The organism is Crossiella sp. SN42 (assembly GCF_023897065.1).
In the GTDB taxonomy this organism is placed as follows: Bacteria; Actinomycetota; Actinomycetes; order Mycobacteriales; family Pseudonocardiaceae; genus Crossiella.
On the sequence record NZ_JAMHIV010000003.1, the window covers coordinates 232834 to 248053 of the forward strand.

A 15220-nucleotide genomic window follows, 5' to 3' on the forward strand; every position below is an offset into this window, starting at 1 on the left:
GGTTCAGCGCGGCGGGCCCAGTCCTGTCACGGCCAGCCGGAGCAGCCGGTCGGCCTGCCCGGCGGGGTCGGGGTGCTCTTCGGTGGCCAGCGCGATGCCCACGGCCAGCGTGATCAGGTCCGCCACGGTGAGGCCCGGGGGCACCCACCTTTCCCGGATCGCCCGGCGCAGCAACGGTTCCGCCGCCTCGGCCACGGTGGCCGAGCAGGTGCTCTCGTGTGCCCGGACCGCCTCGGCGTCGTAGGCCAGCGCGGCCGCCAGTCCCCGCGCCGAGACGCAGTAGCCGACCAGCTCGCCCAGCCAGTCCACCACCGCGTGCTGACTGTCCTGTTCGGACAGTTCCTGCGCGCGCCGGCACAGGGCCTCGATCCGTTCCCGGGACACCGCCTCCAGCAGCGCGCGGCGGGTCGGGAAGTGCCTGCGCACGGTGGCCGAGCCGACCCCGGCGAGGCGGGCGATCTGTTCCAGGGAGGCGTTCGCGCCGTGTGCGGCCACCTCCGCGGTGGCCACGGCGAGGATGTGCGCGTAGTTGCGCCGGGCGTCGGCTCGCTGGCGCTCAGCCATGGTCACCTCGATGTTTGCCAAGTGGCGGGGTCCGCCGTATCGTACCGGACAGTAAGTGGCGGGCCCCGCCACTTAGCACGCTGAATTGGAGTGCCATGTCCGTAGAATCCGCACCCGTCCTGGTCACCGGCGCCACCGGCAGGCAGGGTGGTGCCACCGTCCGGGCCCTGCGCGCCGCGGGAGTCCCGGTCCGCGCACTGGTCCGCGACCCGGCCACCGAACGGGCCAAAGCCGTTGCCGCGCAAGGGGTCGAGCTGGTCACCGGGGACTTGCACGACCGCGATTCAGTGCTCAGGGCCGCCAAGGGAGCTCGGGCGGTCTTCTCCGTGCAGCTGCCCGCCGCGACCGCCGACGGCGTCGACTTCGCCGGGGAGGTGACCCAGGGCGTCAACCTGATCGAGGCCGCGAAGGCCGCCGGGGTGCCGCAGTTCGTGCACACCTCGGTCTCCGGCGCGGGCCAGCACGTGGAGGTCCCGGGCTGGGCCGAAGGCCAGTGGAACTGGATGGCGCCCTACTACGAGGCGAAAACCGAGCTCCAGGACCGGGTCCGCGCGGCTGGGTTCGAGCACTGGACGCTGCTCAAACCCGCCTTCTTCATGGAGAACTTCCTGCCGTCGATGCGGTACCTGTTCCCGCGCGGCCTCGACGGCGGCCTGGTCACCCTGCTGCGCCCGGAAACCCGGCTGTCCCTGATCGCGGCGGCCGACATCGGCCGGGCCGCCGCGGCCGCCATCGCCGAGCCGGGGCGGTTCCACCGGGTCGAGCTGGAACTGGCCGGTGACTACCTGTCCATGACCGAGGTCACCGAGGTGCTCGCCCGGGTCCTGGACCGGCCACTGTCCACTCCGGATATGACCGAGGCGGAGGCGGTCGCGGCGGGCATGCCCGCGATGGGCCACTCGCACAAGTGGGTCAACGTGGCCGGACAGCCCGCCCGGCCGGAGTTCGCCAGGGCGCTCGGCATCCCGCTGACCGGCTTCGAGGAGTGGGCGCGGGAGCACCTGCCGGCCGACCGGGCTTGACTGTGCCGCGACGGCACGGCGTGGTCAGGCCAGCGCGAGGTAGACCGCGGTGGCGATCGGGGCCAGCGGCAGCGCGGGCAACAGGTTGGCCACCGCGATCTCGCGCAGTTCCAGCATGCGCAGGCTGATCGCCAGGATCAGCACCCCGCCCACCGCGGTCAGCGAGCCGATCACCGCGGGCACCATCACCGTGCTCAGCACCGAGGCCAGCGCGGTCAGCCCGCCTTGGTAGAGCAGCACCGCGGCCGCGGACAGGCCCACGCCCCAGCCCAGGTTGGCGGCGAAGGCCAGCGCGATGAACCCGTCCAGGATGGCCTTGATCGACAGGATGCCGGGGTCGCCCTGCACGCCGTCGGCGAAGGCGCCCAGCACCGCCATCGGGCCCACGCAGAACAGCAGGGTGGCGGTGACAAAACCGGTGGCGAAGCGGTGGTCCTCGGCCTCGCCGCGGGTGAACTTGCGTTGCAGGAACAGGCCGAAGCGGTCCAGCCGGGCCTCGATGTCGACCGCCGCGCCGAGGCCGCCGCCGAGCACCAGCGCGGCCAGCACCAGGATGGTGGCCGCGCCACCGGCCGCGGTGGCGAACTCGCCGCTGAAGGTCTGCATCGCCTGGTGCACGCCGAGGGCCAGCAGGAACAGCGCCAGCGAGGAGACCATCAGCTCCCGCCAGCGTTTGGGTAGCCGGTCGCCGAGCACCGCGCCCACCCCGGTGCCCACCACGATCGCCACCACGTTGATGCCCGTGCCCAGACCAGTCACCGGATCAGCCTAGGTGGGCAGGAGCGCGCGGATCGCGTGCTCCTGCCCACAAACTCCCTGGCTACCGCGCGAGGTAGCGGCCGGTGCGGCTGGCCGGGTTCGCGGCGATCTGCTCCGGGTTGCCGGTGGCCACCACCTGGCCACCACCGTCCCCGCCCGCCGGGCCCAGGTCGATCACCCAGTCCGCGCCGCGCACCACCTCCGCGTTGTGCGAGACCGTGATCACCGTGTGCCCCTTGGCCACCAGCCGGTGCAGCACCCCCATCAGCCGGGCCACGTCGCTGGCGTGCAGTCCGGTGGTCGGCTCATCCAGCACGTACAGCGTGTGCTTGCCGGGCCTGCGCTGGAGCTCGGCGGCCAGTTTCACCCGCTGGGCCTCCCCGCCGGAGAGGGTGTTGGACGCCTGCCCCAGCCGCAGGTAGCCCAGCCCCACCTCGCACAGGGTGCGCAGCGGGCCCGCGATGGCCGGGGCGGCGGTGAAGAACTCCGCGGCCGCCTCGATCGGCAGGTCCAGCACCTCGGCGATGGTGCGGCCCCGGTAGGTCACCTTGAGGGTGTCGGCGTCGTAGCGGGTGCCGTGGCAGGTGTCGCACTCCAGGAACACATCGGGCAGGAAGTACATCTCCACCCGCACCGTGCCGTCCCCGGCGCAGCTCTCGCAGCGGCCGCCGGGGGAGTTGAAGGAGAACCGGCCGGGGGTGAACCCGAGCTCCTTCGCCGCGGGGGTCTGGGCGAACAGTTTGCGGATGGCGTCCAGGATCCCGGTGTAGGTCGCCGGGGTGGAGCGGCCGGAGCGGCCGATCGGGGCCTGGTCCACCCGGATCACCCGGTCCAGGTGGCCCAGCCCGTCGATGCGCTCGTGCGCGCCCGGCGGCGGCGCCTCCCCGCCCAGCGCCCTGGCCACCGCCCGGTACAGGATGGTGTCCACCAGGGTGGACTTGCCCGCCCCGGACACCCCGCTGACCACCACAAAACACCCCAGCGGGAAGGCCACGTCGATCCCGGCCAGGTTGTTCTCCCGCGCGCCCCGCACCACCAGCTCCCGTCCCGGGGCCGGGGTGCGCCGCCGTGCCGGGACGTGACCGGTGCGGCGGCCGCTGAGGTAGGCCCCGGTCAGCGACTCCGGATCGGCGAGCAGCTCCGGCGCGGTGCCGGTGAAGACCAGCTGCCCGCCGTGCTCGCCCGCGGCCGGGCCGAGCTCGACCACCCAGTCCGCGGCCCGGATCAGGTGCTCGTCGTGCTCCACCACGATCAGCGTGTTTCCCCGGTTCCGCAACGCCTTCAGCGTGCCGATCAGCTCTTCCACGTCCTGCGGGTGCAGTCCGGCGGTGGGCTCGTCGAGCACGTAGAGCAGCCCGAAGAGCTGGGTGCCGAGCTGGGTGGCCAGCCGGATCCGCTGGGCCTCCCCGCCGGAGAGGGTGCGCGCCGGGCGGTCCAGGCTGAGGTAGCCCAGGCCGACCTCGGTGAGGTGGCGCAGCCGGTCGGTGATCTCGGCCAGCGCCTGGGTGAGCACCCGCCGCTGCCGCTCCGGCAGTTCCAGGGTGCTGAAGAACCGCAGGCATTCGGTCACCGGCAGCGCGTTGACCTCGGCGATGCTGCGGCCGTCCAGGCGCACCCCCAGCTGGGCCGGGCGCAGCCGCGCGCCGCCGCAACTGGCGCACAGCCGCTGCTCGGTGCTCTCCGGATCGGCCGCGGCGCCCAGGCCGAGGCAGTCCGGGCACTGGCCGAAGGGCAGGTTGAAGGAGAAGGACCGGTTGTACATCTCCGGCACTTCGGTGGCATGCCCGTCCAGGCAGACCAGGATGCCGTTGTCGGGCAACAGTTCCTCGGCGCAGACGGTGCAGTGCGGCACGCCCGCGGTGGCCCAGACCACGCGCATCAGGTCGAACACCTCGGTCACCGTGCCCACCGTGGAGCGCGGGCTGCGGGTGGCCGAGGAGCGCTGGTCCACCGCCACCGCCGAGCACAGCCCGGTCAGCTGGTCGACCGCGGGCTTGTCCATCTCGTTCATGAACTGGCGGGCGAAGGTGGACAGCGACTGGACCTGCCGCCGCTGCGCCTCGGCGTAGAGGGTGTCGAAGGCCAGTGAGGACTTGCCGGAGCCGGAGACCCCGGTGAAGACGATCAGTTTGCGGTGCGGGAGTTCGAGGTCGACGCCGCGCAGGTTGTGCACGCGCGCGCCACGCACGATGAGCCGGTCGGGGAGCTGGGTGTCGGTCGAGTCGAGGACGTCGACTGAGGTCACCATTGTCCTTTCTGGACTGATCGGATAGCGGCTCAGGCGGAGAGCTTGCGGATGGCGCGCAGCGCGAAGGCGGTGGCGCCCGCGCAGCCGAGCACGGTGATGGCCAGCGCGATCAGGATCGACGGGTGGCTGAAGTTCCCGGCGAAGAGGGCGCGCTCGGCGTTGACCACGTGGGTCAGCGGGTTGATCCGGGACAGCCAGTACAGCCAGCCCGGGGCGGCGTCCATCGGCAGCAGCATGCCCGCGGTGAGCATCAGCGGCAGGATCGCGGTCTGCACCGCGGTGTAGAACAGGTACGCCTGCTTGAGCACCAGCCCGAGCCCGAGCGAGCCCACGCCGACCCCGGCGGCCAGCACCAGCAGCATGACCAGGCCGAGGACGGTGCCCAGCGGGTCGACGTCCAGGCCGAAGGGCAGCACCAGCACGATGAGCACCAGCGCCTGCAGCAGCAGCGTGGTCAGCTGGCGGCCGACCTGCCCGACCAGCAGCGCCACCCGGTTCAGCGGGGAGGCCAGCAGGCGTTCCAGCGAGCCCATGTCCCGCTCGTACATGATGTCCGCCCCGGCGAAGGCGGTGCCGAACAGCGTGGTGAAGACCAGCATGCCCGGGATGAACCAGGTCCACGGCGTGCCCCCGCCGCTGGAGACCCCCGGCAGCGCGAAGGTCGACAGCAGCGGGCCGAACAGCGCCACGTACAGCAGTGGCTGGATGAGTCCGGTGATGATCGCCATCGGGTTGCGCAGCGTCGGCCGCATCTCCCTGGCGTAGACCACACCGGTCGCGGTGATCAGGTTCATGCCGACTCCTCACGCAGGCTGCGGCCGGTCAGGGACAGGAAGACGTCGTCGAGGCTGGGCCGGGCCACGCTCAGCCCGCGCAGCCGGATGTCCGCGGCGTCCAGCGCGCGGACCAGGATCGCCAGGGCTTCATCGCCCTGCTCCACCCGCAGGGTCAGCTTTGTGCCGGCCGCGGTCACCTCGTGCGCCCCGGGCAGCGCCGCGCCCACCGGCACCGCGCGGGCGGCGGAGTCCGGCTCGCCGAACTCGACGGTGACCAGGTCGCCGGAGACCTTGGCCTTGAGCTGGTCCGGCGTGCCCTCGGCGATGATCCGGCCGTGGTCGATGACGATCACCCGCTCGGCGGCGGTGTCGGCCTCGTCCAGGTAGTGGGTGGTCAGGAAGATCGTGGTGCCGTACTGCTCGCGCAGCCCGGTGATGTGGTTCCACAGGTTGGCCCGGCTGTGCGGGTCAAGGCCGGTGGAGGGTTCGTCCAGGAACAGCAGGTCGGGCCGGTGGATCAGCCCGAGCGCCACGTCCAGGCGGCGCTTCTGGCCGCCGGAGAGCGTGGCCACGTACCGCTTGGCCTGCTCGGTCAGCTCCAGCTGCTCGAGCAGCTGGTCGGCCCGCACCCCGGCCTCAGCCCGGTTGAGGCCGTAGATCCGGCCCTGGGTGACCAGCTCGTCGCGGACCTGCTGGCCCTCGCTGGCGCCGTGCTTCTGCCCGATGTAGCCGATCCGGCGGCGCACCCCGTCGGGGTTGGCGCGCACGTCGAACCCGGCCACCGTCGCCTCGCCGGAGGTGGCGGGCAGCAGCGTGGTCAGCATGCGCAGTGTGGTGCTCTTGCCTGCCCCGTTCGGGCCGAGGAAGGCGACGATCTCGCCTTCTTGGACATCCAGGTCAACGCCCTGGACGGCCTTGACCACCTCCCCTTTTGCTTTGAAGTGTCGGACCAGATCCCTGGTGTGGATCATCCCCAGCTCCCTACTCAAACTTGAGTCGCCGGGCGAGGGTAGGGCAAATCGGACCCAACGTACAAGTTTGAGTAGGGAAAAAGTTCAGCCGCAGCTGATGTCGGGCTTCGGCCGCGGCCGCGGGCTGCCGTCACTGTGGAACCCGGCCCCGCCGGGCTGGCCGAAGACGTACGGGGCCTCTCCGGCGAAGGTGTGCGCGCCGGCCTCGATCCGTTCCACCAGGTCCTGGGTCCAGGCCACGCTGGCATCGGCGGAGGAGCGCCAGACCCCGAACAGCTCGCTCATGTGCGCGGGCTCGGTCAGCTCCCCGGCCCGCCCGGCCACCTGCGCCCGGTTGACCTCCAGCGCGGCCAGCCGCTCCTTGAGCAGCGCGATCACCTCATCGCGGGGCAGCGTCGGCATCAGCACCAGCGCCGCGGCCAGCAGGTCGGGCTTGTGTTCCTCCGGCTCGCGCAGGGTGGCGCGCAGCAGCCGGAAGAACTCCGCCTCACCGGCCGGGGTGAGCGTGTAGTCCACCCGGCCGATGTTGCCCATCGGCGAGGAGGAGGTCATCAGCCCCTCCTTGGTCAGCTGCTTGAGACCGTGGTAGATCGAGCCCCACTTGATGTTGGCCCATTCGTGCGCCCACCAGGACTCCAGCTCGGCGCGCACCAGATAGCCGTGTGCGGACCCGCACCAGCGCACCACGCCCAGCACCAGCAGCCTCGTCGCCGACATACTCTCCCTACTTCGCCGTGCCACCCCCGGTGACCAGGTTATCCCTGCTCGATCGAAGCTCGGCGGAGGTCCGCCACCAGCAGGCACAGCGCCGCGCCGGCCAGCTCCAGCCCGGCGCTGCACAGGAACGCCGCCGGCACCCCGACCGCGCCCACGGTCAGCCCGAACAGGCCGGTGGCCAGCGGCGCCACGCCCAGGCTGCACAGGGTGTGCACGCTGCTCACCCGGCCGCGGAAGGCATCGGGGGTGCGGGCCTGGATCAGCGTGCGCACCCCGACCCCGCAGGGCGCGCCGCCGAGTCCGATCAGCACCGCGGCGACCACGGCCGCAGGCAGCGTGGGGGCCAGCGCCATGACCACCATGGCCGCGGTCTCGACCAGCGCGGCCACCGCGACGACCAGGCCGAGCCGTCGTCGCAGCGGCACCCGCAGCAGCACCAGCGCGCCCAGGGCCGCGCCGCCGCCGAACCCGGCCACCAGCAGCCCGACCCCGACCGAGCCCCAGCCGCGGTGCTCCGAGAGCACCGCCACGCCCAGGTTCATCGGTCCGACAAAGCCCAGGTTGATCACCAGCGCGGCCAGGATCACCGTGCGCAGCACCCGTTCCCGCCGCAGGAAGGCGAACCCGGCGCGCACCGAGGCCAGCACCGGCTCGGTGTTGGGCTCGACCTCCCGGCGCGGCTTGGCCGAGGCCACCGCGGCCATCGAGACCCCGAAGGTCAGCGCGTTGACCACACAGGCCAGCGGCAGTCCGCCCACCGCGACCAGCAGCCCGCCCAGCGGCGCGCCCAGCAGCAGCGCCGCCCGGCCGACCACCTCGTGCAGCGCCGCGCCGGAGGACAGCTGCGCCGGTTCCAGCAGCCGGGGTTGCAGCGAACCGGCCGCGGGCAGGAACACCGCGTCGGCGATGCCGAAGGCCAGCGCGACCAGCACCAGCCACAACAGGCTGGGGGAGAGGAAGGCCAGGGTCGCGGCCACCAGCATGACCAGCGCGCGGGCCAGGTCGCTGCCGATCATCAGCCGCCGCGCGTCGAAGCGGTCGGCCAGCGCGCCGCCGAGCAGCATCAGCGCCAGCCTGGGCACCGCGGCCACCGTCATCACCAGCCCGGCCACCCCTGGCGAGGCCAGCTGCACCGCCGACCAGGACAGCGCGATGTGCCAGACCTGGTCGCCCAGCAGCGAGGTGCCGTGCCCGGCCAGGTAGCGCAGGTAGGCCGGCTCCCGATAGGCCGGGCGCAGCGCGGTCGCGGTGCTCACGGGCGCTCCGGGAAGCCGTGCAGGAACAGGAAGACGTGCTCGCGGCCGTCCTCGGCCGCCGGTCCGGCGGGCAGGTCCTTGCGCGGCTCGCGCCAGCGGTTGATCACCTCGTGCAGCTCGTCCTCCAGCTGGCGCAGCTCGGTGTCGGTCAGGCGCAGGAAGTTGTTGGAGATGAAGGCCGAGGTGTTCCACTGCCCGCCCCAGGCCGAGCGGTTCTGCTGGAAGTCCCGGACCCGCTCGAACTGGTTGGTCACCATCTGGGCCACCGCGGCGCTGGCCACCGCCTTGGCCTCCGGGGTGGTGAAGTCGGTCCAGGCCCAGGACTGGTGCTCCTCGGCGGCCCGGTACCAGCGCTCGCGGCGGTCCCTGGCCAGCTCGGGCGCGGTCTCGATGTAGCCGGCCTTGGCCAGCTCACGCAGGTGGTAGCTGACCAGCCCCGGATCGGTGTCGACCTGCTTGGCCAGCGTGCTCACCGTGGCCGGGCCGGCCTGGGCGAGCAGGTGGTAGAGGCGCTGGCGCAGCGGCTGGGCCAGGCCCTTGAGCACCTCGGGATCGGTGATGCGACGGTTCCCCATGTTTCGGAAGATATCTTCCAGAAGAAATCTTCCGCAAGTGGTCTCAGCATACCTGCCAGAACCTGTCAGCTTCTGCTGGCACGGTGACCGCCATGAGCAAGCCACTGCACGGCAAGATCGCCCTGGTCACCGGAGCCACCCGCAACGCCGGTCGCGGCATCGCCATCGAGCTCGGCGCCGCCGGCGCCACCGTCTACCTCTCCGGCCGCAGCGGTGGCGGCCACACCTCCCCGGAGAACCGCCCGGAAACCCTGGAACAGACCGCCGCCATGGTCGAGGCCGAGGGCGGCACCGCGATCGTCGTGCCCACCGACCACCTGGACTCCGCGCAGGTCCGCGCCCTGATCGAGCGCATCGAAGCCGAGCAGGGCCGGCTGGACGTCCTGGTCAACGCGATCTTCGGCGGGAACTCGCTGCTGGAGTGGGACAAGCCGGTCTGGGAGCACGACCTCGACGGCGGCCTGCGGATGCTGCGGCTGGCCATCGACACCCACCTGGTCACCGCCCACCACGCGCTGCCGCTGCTCACCCGGCACCCCGGCGGCCTGGTCGTCGAGATCACCGACGGCACCAACGCCTACAACGCGGACAACTACCGGGTGAACACCTACTTCGACCTGACCAAGGCCGCCTGCAACCGCCTGGCCTTCACCCTGGGCCACGAGCTGCGCCCGCACGGCGGCACCGCGCTCGCGCTCACCCCGGGCTGGCTGCGCTCGGAGATCATGCTGGAGGCCTACGGGGTCACCGAGGAGAACTGGCGGGACGCCCTGGACAAGACCCCGCACTTCGCCATCTCGGAGACCACCCGCTACGCCGGTCGCGCGGTCGCCGCACTGGCCGCCGACCCGCGGGTGGCGCGGTACAACCAGCAGTCCCTGGACGCGGGCAGCCTGGCCAAGGAGTACGGGTTCACCGACCTGGACGGCTCGCAGCCGGATGCCTGGCGGTACCTGGTGGAGGTGCAGGATCCGGGCAAGCCCGCCGACACCACGGGCTACCGCTGAGAAACCGGCGTGGCGGCCGATGAGTTTTCCCGGCGGTGGAAGTCTCTACTGGCATGACCGAGACGCACACCCTGAGCACCCCCGAAGCCGACCTCGTCTACGACGTGTACGGCCCGCTGCCTGCCGCCGACGGCCGCCCGCCGCTGCTGATGGTCGGTCAGCCCATGGAGGCCAGCGGGTTCGCCACCCTGGCCCCGCTGATGTCCGAGCGCACCGTGGTCGCCTACGACCCGCGTGGCCTGGGCCGCAGCACGCGCAAGGACGGGCGGACCGACCACAGTCCCGAGACCCAGGCCGGGGACCTGCACGCCCTCATCGAGGCCCTCGGCGCCGGGCCGGTGGAGGTGTTCGCCAGCAGCGGTGGCGCGGTGACCTCACTCGCGCTGGTGACCGCCTACCCGCAGGACGTGCTGACCCTGGTGGCGCACGAGCCGCCGCTGAACAACGTGCTGCCCGACGCCGAGGCCGCCGACCGGGGCCGCGCCTGGTTCCGCGACGTCTACCTGGCCAAGGGCTGGGGCGCGGGCATGGCCGCCTTCATCGCGATGACCTCCTGGGAGGGCGAGCTCACCGAGGAGTTCTTCGCCCAGCCCGCGCCCGACCCGGCCCAGTTCGGGCTGCCCACCGAGGACGACGGCAAGCGGGACGACCCGCTGCTGTCGGACCGCTCCTGGGCGGTGAGCAGCTACCGGCCCGACATCGAGGCGCTGAAGGCCGCGCCGACCCGGGTGGTGGTCGCGGTGGGCGAGGAGACCGGGAACACCTTCACCGGGCGCACCGCGGTGGCCCTGGCCAAGCTGCTCGGCCAGGAGGCCACCGTTTTCCCCAGCCACCACGGCGGTTTCGCCGGCGGCGAGCACGGCTACGCCGGTCAGCCCGAGGCCTTCGCCGTCCGCCTGCGCGAGGTGCTGGCGGGTTAACCGGCCAGGAACCCGCTGACCACCGAGGTGAAGGAGTCGGGGGCGTCCAGCCACGGCCAGTGCCCGCAGCCGGGGAGCACCGCGAGCACCCCGGCCGGGTGCAGGTCGGCGACCAGCCTCGCCGGGGTCAGGCCGGCGATGCCGTCCTCGGCCCCGGCCACCGCCAGCACCGGGTGCGGCACCGCCTTGGCCTTGTGCTCGACGTAGAAGGCCGCGCGCAGCCAGCCCGGCGGGTTCCCGTTGTCGGCCGGTTCCCTGGTGCGCACGCCCCTGGCCCTGATCCGGGCCACCTCCTCCTCATCCGGCTCGCGCGACCCGCGCCCGGCCGGGGTGATGAGCACCAGCCGCCGGACCCGGTTCGGCTCGGCCGCGGCGTAGGCCTGGGCGGTGAGGGTGCCCGCGGAGTGCGCGAGCAGGTCGATGGCGGGCAGGCCCAGGTGGGCGCGCAGCGCCTCGACGTCCTTGACCTGCTCGGTGAAGGCGCAGCTGCCCTGGTCGGCCGGGATCTCGGAGTCACCGCCCGCCCTGGCGTCCAGCCGGATCAGCGTGTGGTGCCCGGCCAGCCCGCCGAGGTCGCCGAGGCTGGTGGCATCCGCGCCGGGTCCACCGGAGAGGCAGACCAGCGCCGGGCCCTCGCCGAGGGTGGTGTAGGACAGCCGAAGTCCGTCATAGCTCTCGAAATGCGGCATCCGCGCCAGAGTGCCACAGGTCCAGCAGTGCCAGCACCTCATCCACCGAACCCGCGGGGTCCGGGATCGGGTACAGCGCGGCGCGCACCACCCGGTCCCGGTCCACCACCAGGGTCAGCCGCTTGAGCCGGTGCGCCCCGGCCGCGCGGAAGGTGGGCAGCCGCAGTGCCGCGACCAGGCTCAGCTCGGCGTCGGAGAACAGCGGGAACGGCAGCGACTCCGCGGCGCGGAAGGCGGCCAGCTCGTCGAGGCGCTGGGTGGAGACCCCGTGCACGGTGGCGTCCCTGGCCGCGAACTCCGCGTGCCGGTCCCGGTAGGCGCAGGCCTCCAGGGTGCAGCCGGGTGCGCCGGGGATGCGGTCCCAGCCGGGTGGGGCGTTGCCCGCGCCGGGGAAGAAGTACAGGACGGTGTGGGCCGAGCCGGCGACCGGGTCGCGGCGGGTGTTGTCCGCGGCGGGCAGCAGCAGCTCCGGGACCCGGGTCCCGACCAGGTCGCGCACCCGGCGGGCCTCCGCGGACTCCGGGGCGCTGGTCGCCGAGAGGGTGCCGTCGCCCAGCAGCCAGGTCGAGCCCCAGTCCTGCAGGGCGATGAGCACCGGCAGCAGGCCGCGGCCGCGGTCGGTGAGCCGGTACTCATGGCGCGGCGGGTGCTCGTGGTAGCGCTCGCGGCGCAACACCTCGTGCTCGACCAGCCGGCGCAGCCGCTCGGCCAGCACCTTGCGCGAGAGGCCCAGCTCGGCCTGCAAAGCGTCGAAGCGGTGCACGCCCCTGGCCACATCGCGCAGCACCAGCAGGGTCCACCAGTCGCCGACCACGTCCAGGGACTGGGCGATCGCGCAGTCGGCGTCGGAGAGGTCCGTTCGCCGCACCGTCACCTCCTTGACCTGCGGGGCGCGCGGCCAGCATAGTGCGTTCCTTGAAGGAACTCACGCGATCCTGGGGAGCGACATGCGCACGAGACCGGCAGGCGACTTCGACTACGAGACCCACGGCGCCGGCTACGCCCAGCACCGCCGCACCGACCCGCGCATCGCCGCGCTGGTGCACGCCGCCCTCGGCGAGGCCCGCACCGTGGTCAACGTCGGCGCGGGCGCGGGCTCCTACGAACCGGTGGACCGGCACGTGATCGCGGTCGAACCCGCCGCCGCGATGCGCGCCCAGCGACCGCCGCACCTGGCCCCGGCGATCAACGGCGTCGCCGAGGAACTGCCCTTGGACGACAACAGCGTGGACGCGGCCATGGCCACCGTCACCGTGCACCAGTGGTCCGGCGCCGACCGCGGCCTGCGCGAGATGTGCCGGGTCAGCCGCGGCCGGGTGGTCATTCTGTGCATGGACGGCGAGGCGCTGAGCCAGGGCTGGTTCGCCGAGTACGCGCCGGAGGTGGTCGCCGCCGAACGTCAGCGCTACCAACCCATCGAGCACATCGCCGAGGTGCTCGGCGGTGCCACGGTCACCCCGGTGCCGGTGCCGCTGGACTGCGTGGACGGCATCACCGACGCCTTCTACGGCCGCCCGGAACGCTTCCTGGACCCCGCGGTGCGGCGTGCCCAGTCCGGCTGGGGCTTCGTCGGCGCCGAGGCCGAGGCGCGGTTCGTGGCCAAGCTGACCGCCGATCTGGAGTCGGGGGAGTGGGACCGGCGCTTCGGGCACCTGCGCACCCAGCCGGAGTACGACTCCGCGCTGCGGCTGGTGGTCGCCGGTTAGGGGAGATCGAACTCACCGGTGGCCCGGCGCACAGCCCCGGCGCGAGCTGGGAAAAGTCCGAACGGGTGACGCTAGCCTCGACGGGTGGCTGCCTCGACCCTCCCCGCGCTGATCCGGTTCGTCCGCGAGAACTCCCCGTACTACCGGGACCTGTACGCGCACCTGCCGGAGAACCCGGAGCTGGCCGAGCTGCCCATCGTGGACCACGCCACCTATTGGGCGGCGAACACGTTGCGGGACAACCGGTTGCACACCGGCGAGCACCGCGGCGGGCTGGTGTTCAAGACCGGCGGCACCACCAGCGCGCCGCGGGTCTCGGTCTACACCCGCGCGGAGTGGCGGGAGATGAGCGAGACCTTCTCCACCGGCCTGGCCGGGGCCGGCCTGGTCGACGGGGACCGGGTGGCGAACCTGTTCTACGCCGGGGAGCTGTACTCCAGCTTCATCTTCACCCTCAACACCCTGCAGGACGCGCCGGTGGACACCGTGCAGCTGCCCATCGCCGGTTCCGCGCCCCTGGACTTCGTCGCCAGCACCCTGGCGGAGTTCGGGGCGACGGTGCTGGCCGCGCCGCCCACCTCGCTGTGCCAGCTGGCCCAGCACGTGGCCGACACCGTCGGGGAACTGCCGCTGGTGCGGATCGTGCTCTTCAGCGGCGAGGCCTTCTACGGCGACCAGCGCGCGCTCATCCGTGCGGCCTTCCCGAACGCCGAGGTCCGCTCCATCGGCTACGCCAGCGTGGACGGCGGCATCCTCGGCGGCCCGGTCGCCGGTGAGCCGGACGCCCGCATTCACCGGGTCTTCCCCGGGCGGATCATGGAGATCCTGGACATCGACTCCGGCGAGCCGATCACCGAACCGGGCCGCCCCGGCCGGGTGGTGGTGACCGACCTGGTGCGCACCCTGCAACCGGTGCTGCGCTACCCGGTGGGCGACCTGGCCGAGTGGACCGAGGTCGAGTCGGGCACCTTCCGGCTGCTGGGCCGTTCCGACGAGGGCGCCAGGGTCGGCCCGGTGACCGTCTACCTGGACGACCTGCGGTCCATTGTGGAGGGTGCGGCGGCCGGGCAGTCCATCACCGGCATCCAGGTGGTGTTGCGGCGCAAGGAGGCCAAGGACCAGCTGGTGCTGCGCCTGGGCGGCGCGGTCACCGGAGAGGCGGAGCTGGCCGAGGCGATCGCGACCCGGCTGGACCAGGTGCGGCCGATGTTCGCCGACCACGTCCGGCGCGGCCTGATCCAGCCGCTGGCGGTGGAATGGGCCGGGACCAACGGGCTCACGGTCAACCCGCGCACCGGCAAGCTGGTCCGGCTGCTCGACGAGCGCGGCGCCTGAGGCCTAGCACTCCTCGGTGATCATCAGCAGCAGTTCGCCGGTGTCCGCGCGCCACCTGCTGAAGCGGTGCCCGGACTCCGCCCGGGTGGCCCAGAACTCCCGCCGCGCGGGCAGCTCCAGCCAGGCCAGGTCCGGATCCGTCGACTCCAGCGCGACCAGCGTGGACTCCCGCAGCGCGAACGGGCGTGCCTCCCGGGCCGAGAGCTGACGCGGCTTCAGCCTGGTCCACACCCGGCCCAGGTGGTCGGTCCAGCTGTCCCGGAAGGAACGCCAGCGGATCTCGGTCACGCCGAGGCCTGTTCGTGCTTCTCGCGCGCGGCCAGCACCTGCGGCAGATGGACCTCGGCCCACGCGCAGCAGGAGTCCAGCAGGCCCAGCAGCGAGCGGCCCAGCTCGGTCAGCTCGTACTCCACCCTCGGCGGGATCTCCGGGTGGTGGGTGCGGGTCAGCATGCCGTCGCGCTCCATCGCGCGCAGCGTCTCGGTGAGCACCTTCGGCGTCACCCGCGCCATCGGCACCCGCAGTTCGGTGAAGCGGCGCGGCCCGTGCTCCAGGCAGCGGATGACCATCGCGGTCCACTTGTCGCCGATCCGGAAGGGCAGCGCGCTGGACGGGCAGGCCGGGTCGAACAGGTCGGGGCGCAGCGGCTCGGGCACGTTCGGACGGTAACCAAGT

At 72.6% G+C, this 15220-nt stretch carries 17 protein-coding genes; 5 read left to right on the forward strand and 12 right to left on the reverse strand.

All coding sequences use genetic code 11. The annotated features are described in order from the left end of the window. Positions 1-3 precede the first annotated feature (3 nt). Positions 4-564 carry a TetR/AcrR family transcriptional regulator gene (locus M8C13_RS05910; protein WP_252479441.1) on the reverse strand — a complete coding sequence of 187 codons (561 nt, stop codon included), beginning with the start codon at positions 562-564 and terminating at the stop codon, positions 4-6. Positions 565-659: 95 nt separating this feature from the next. Between M8C13_RS05910 and M8C13_RS05915 the strand changes: the two genes are divergently transcribed. Next, entirely contained in the window at positions 660-1586 is a 927-nt protein-coding gene (locus M8C13_RS05915; RefSeq protein ID WP_252479442.1) for an NmrA family NAD(P)-binding protein, read from the forward strand. Between the two features lie 24 nt (positions 1587-1610). Here the strand turns inward: M8C13_RS05915 and M8C13_RS05920 are convergent, their stop codons facing one another. The 7 genes from M8C13_RS05920 to M8C13_RS05950 form a co-directional block, all read right to left on the reverse strand. Beyond that, positions 1611-2345 (reverse strand): DUF554 domain-containing protein, encoded by a 735-nt coding sequence (locus M8C13_RS05920; protein ID WP_252479443.1) that lies wholly within the window; start codon positions 2343-2345, stop codon positions 1611-1613. Positions 2346-2406: 61 nt separating this feature from the next. Continuing rightward, complete coding sequence (gene uvrA, locus M8C13_RS05925; protein WP_252479444.1) at positions 2407-4590, reverse strand: excinuclease ABC subunit UvrA; 2184 nt, start codon at positions 4588-4590, stop codon at positions 2407-2409. A 32-nt stretch (positions 4591-4622) separates the two neighbouring features. After that, positions 4623-5387, reverse strand: a complete 765-nt coding sequence (locus M8C13_RS05930) for an ABC transporter permease (protein ID WP_252479445.1) — start codon at positions 5385-5387, stop codon at positions 4623-4625. After that, on the reverse strand, positions 5384-6340 hold the full coding sequence (locus M8C13_RS05935) for an ATP-binding cassette domain-containing protein (RefSeq protein WP_252479446.1): 957 nt from the start codon (positions 6338-6340) through the stop codon (positions 5384-5386). The genes M8C13_RS05930 and M8C13_RS05935 overlap by 4 nt, the downstream gene beginning before the upstream one ends. Positions 6341-6424: 84 nt before the next feature. After that, the gene (locus tag M8C13_RS05940) at positions 6425-7057 is read right to left on the reverse strand and encodes a PadR family transcriptional regulator (protein WP_252479447.1); all 633 of its coding nucleotides are present in this window, start codon (positions 7055-7057) and stop codon (positions 6425-6427) included. Positions 7058-7095: 38 nt separating this feature from the next. Continuing rightward, a complete protein-coding gene (locus M8C13_RS05945) occupies positions 7096-8313 on the reverse strand; it encodes an MFS transporter (protein ID WP_252479448.1) in 1218 nt (405 codons plus the stop codon). Next, positions 8310-8888, reverse strand: a complete 579-nt coding sequence (locus M8C13_RS05950; RefSeq protein ID WP_252479449.1) for a helix-turn-helix transcriptional regulator — start codon at positions 8886-8888, stop codon at positions 8310-8312. Before M8C13_RS05950 ends, M8C13_RS05945 begins: the two co-directional genes overlap by 4 nt. Before the next feature lie 92 nt (positions 8889-8980). Between M8C13_RS05950 and M8C13_RS05955 the strand changes: the two genes are divergently transcribed. Next, positions 8981-9895 (forward strand): SDR family oxidoreductase, encoded by a 915-nt coding sequence (locus tag M8C13_RS05955; RefSeq protein WP_252479450.1) that lies wholly within the window; start codon positions 8981-8983, stop codon positions 9893-9895. A 53-nt stretch (positions 9896-9948) separates the two neighbouring features. Beyond that, complete coding sequence (locus M8C13_RS05960; RefSeq protein WP_252479451.1) at positions 9949-10815, forward strand: alpha/beta fold hydrolase; 867 nt, start codon at positions 9949-9951, stop codon at positions 10813-10815. On the opposite strand, the gene M8C13_RS05965 is transcribed toward M8C13_RS05960, so the two are convergent. Together M8C13_RS05965 and M8C13_RS05970 are read right to left on the reverse strand one after the other, a co-directional pair. Continuing rightward, positions 10812-11504 carry an alpha/beta fold hydrolase gene (locus M8C13_RS05965; protein ID WP_252479452.1) on the reverse strand — a complete coding sequence of 231 codons (693 nt, stop codon included), beginning with the start codon at positions 11502-11504 and terminating at the stop codon, positions 10812-10814. The genes M8C13_RS05960 and M8C13_RS05965 overlap by 4 nt on opposite strands. Beyond that, positions 11482-12372: a winged helix-turn-helix transcriptional regulator gene (locus M8C13_RS05970; RefSeq protein WP_252479453.1), complete on the reverse strand. Its 891-nt coding sequence runs from the start codon at positions 12370-12372 to the stop codon at positions 11482-11484. The genes M8C13_RS05965 and M8C13_RS05970 overlap by 23 nt, the downstream gene beginning before the upstream one ends. A 79-nt stretch (positions 12373-12451) precedes the next feature. Here M8C13_RS05970 and M8C13_RS05975 point away from each other — a divergent pair, with 79 nt between their 5' ends. Then, positions 12452-13210, forward strand: coding sequence for a class I SAM-dependent methyltransferase (locus M8C13_RS05975; RefSeq protein WP_252479454.1), 759 nt, complete (start codon positions 12452-12454; stop codon positions 13208-13210). An 84-nt stretch (positions 13211-13294) separates the two neighbouring features. Further along, on the forward strand, positions 13295-14545 hold the full coding sequence (locus tag M8C13_RS05980; protein ID WP_252479455.1) for a phenylacetate--CoA ligase family protein: 1251 nt from the start codon (positions 13295-13297) through the stop codon (positions 14543-14545). 3 nt (positions 14546-14548) lie between these two features. On the opposite strand, the gene M8C13_RS05985 is transcribed toward M8C13_RS05980, so the two are convergent. Together M8C13_RS05985 and M8C13_RS05990 are read right to left on the reverse strand one after the other, a co-directional pair. Next, entirely contained in the window at positions 14549-14833 is a 285-nt protein-coding gene (locus M8C13_RS05985) for a hypothetical protein (protein ID WP_252479456.1), read from the reverse strand. Next, complete coding sequence (locus M8C13_RS05990; RefSeq protein ID WP_252479457.1) at positions 14830-15201, reverse strand: helix-turn-helix domain-containing protein; 372 nt, start codon at positions 15199-15201, stop codon at positions 14830-14832. The genes M8C13_RS05985 and M8C13_RS05990 overlap by 4 nt, the downstream gene beginning before the upstream one ends. Positions 15202-15220 lie beyond the last annotated feature (19 nt).

What these genes read in the sequence shown, in the direction of transcription:
- M8C13_RS05910 (WP_252479441.1), bottom strand. Translation starts at nt 564, where the DNA reads ATGGCTGAGCGCCAGCGAGCCGACGCCCGGCGCAACTACGCGCACATC.
- M8C13_RS05915 (WP_252479442.1), top strand. Translation starts at nt 660, where the DNA reads ATGTCCGTAGAATCCGCACCCGTCCTGGTCACCGGCGCCACCGGCAGG.
- M8C13_RS05930 (WP_252479445.1), bottom strand. Translation starts at nt 5,387, where the DNA reads ATGAACCTGATCACCGCGACCGGTGTGGTCTACGCCAGGGAGATGCGG.
- M8C13_RS05935 (WP_252479446.1), bottom strand. Translation starts at nt 6,340, where the DNA reads ATGATCCACACCAGGGATCTGGTCCGACACTTCAAAGCAAAAGGGGAG.
- M8C13_RS05940 (WP_252479447.1), bottom strand. Translation starts at nt 7,057, where the DNA reads ATGTCGGCGACGAGGCTGCTGGTGCTGGGCGTGGTGCGCTGGTGCGGG.
- M8C13_RS05950 (WP_252479449.1), bottom strand. Translation starts at nt 8,888, where the DNA reads ATGGGGAACCGTCGCATCACCGATCCCGAGGTGCTCAAGGGCCTGGCC.
- M8C13_RS05955 (WP_252479450.1), top strand. Translation starts at nt 8,981, where the DNA reads ATGAGCAAGCCACTGCACGGCAAGATCGCCCTGGTCACCGGAGCCACC.
- M8C13_RS05960 (WP_252479451.1), top strand. Translation starts at nt 9,949, where the DNA reads ATGACCGAGACGCACACCCTGAGCACCCCCGAAGCCGACCTCGTCTAC.
- M8C13_RS05965 (WP_252479452.1), bottom strand. Translation starts at nt 11,504, where the DNA reads ATGCCGCATTTCGAGAGCTATGACGGACTTCGGCTGTCCTACACCACC.
- M8C13_RS05975 (WP_252479454.1), top strand. Translation starts at nt 12,452, where the DNA reads ATGCGCACGAGACCGGCAGGCGACTTCGACTACGAGACCCACGGCGCC.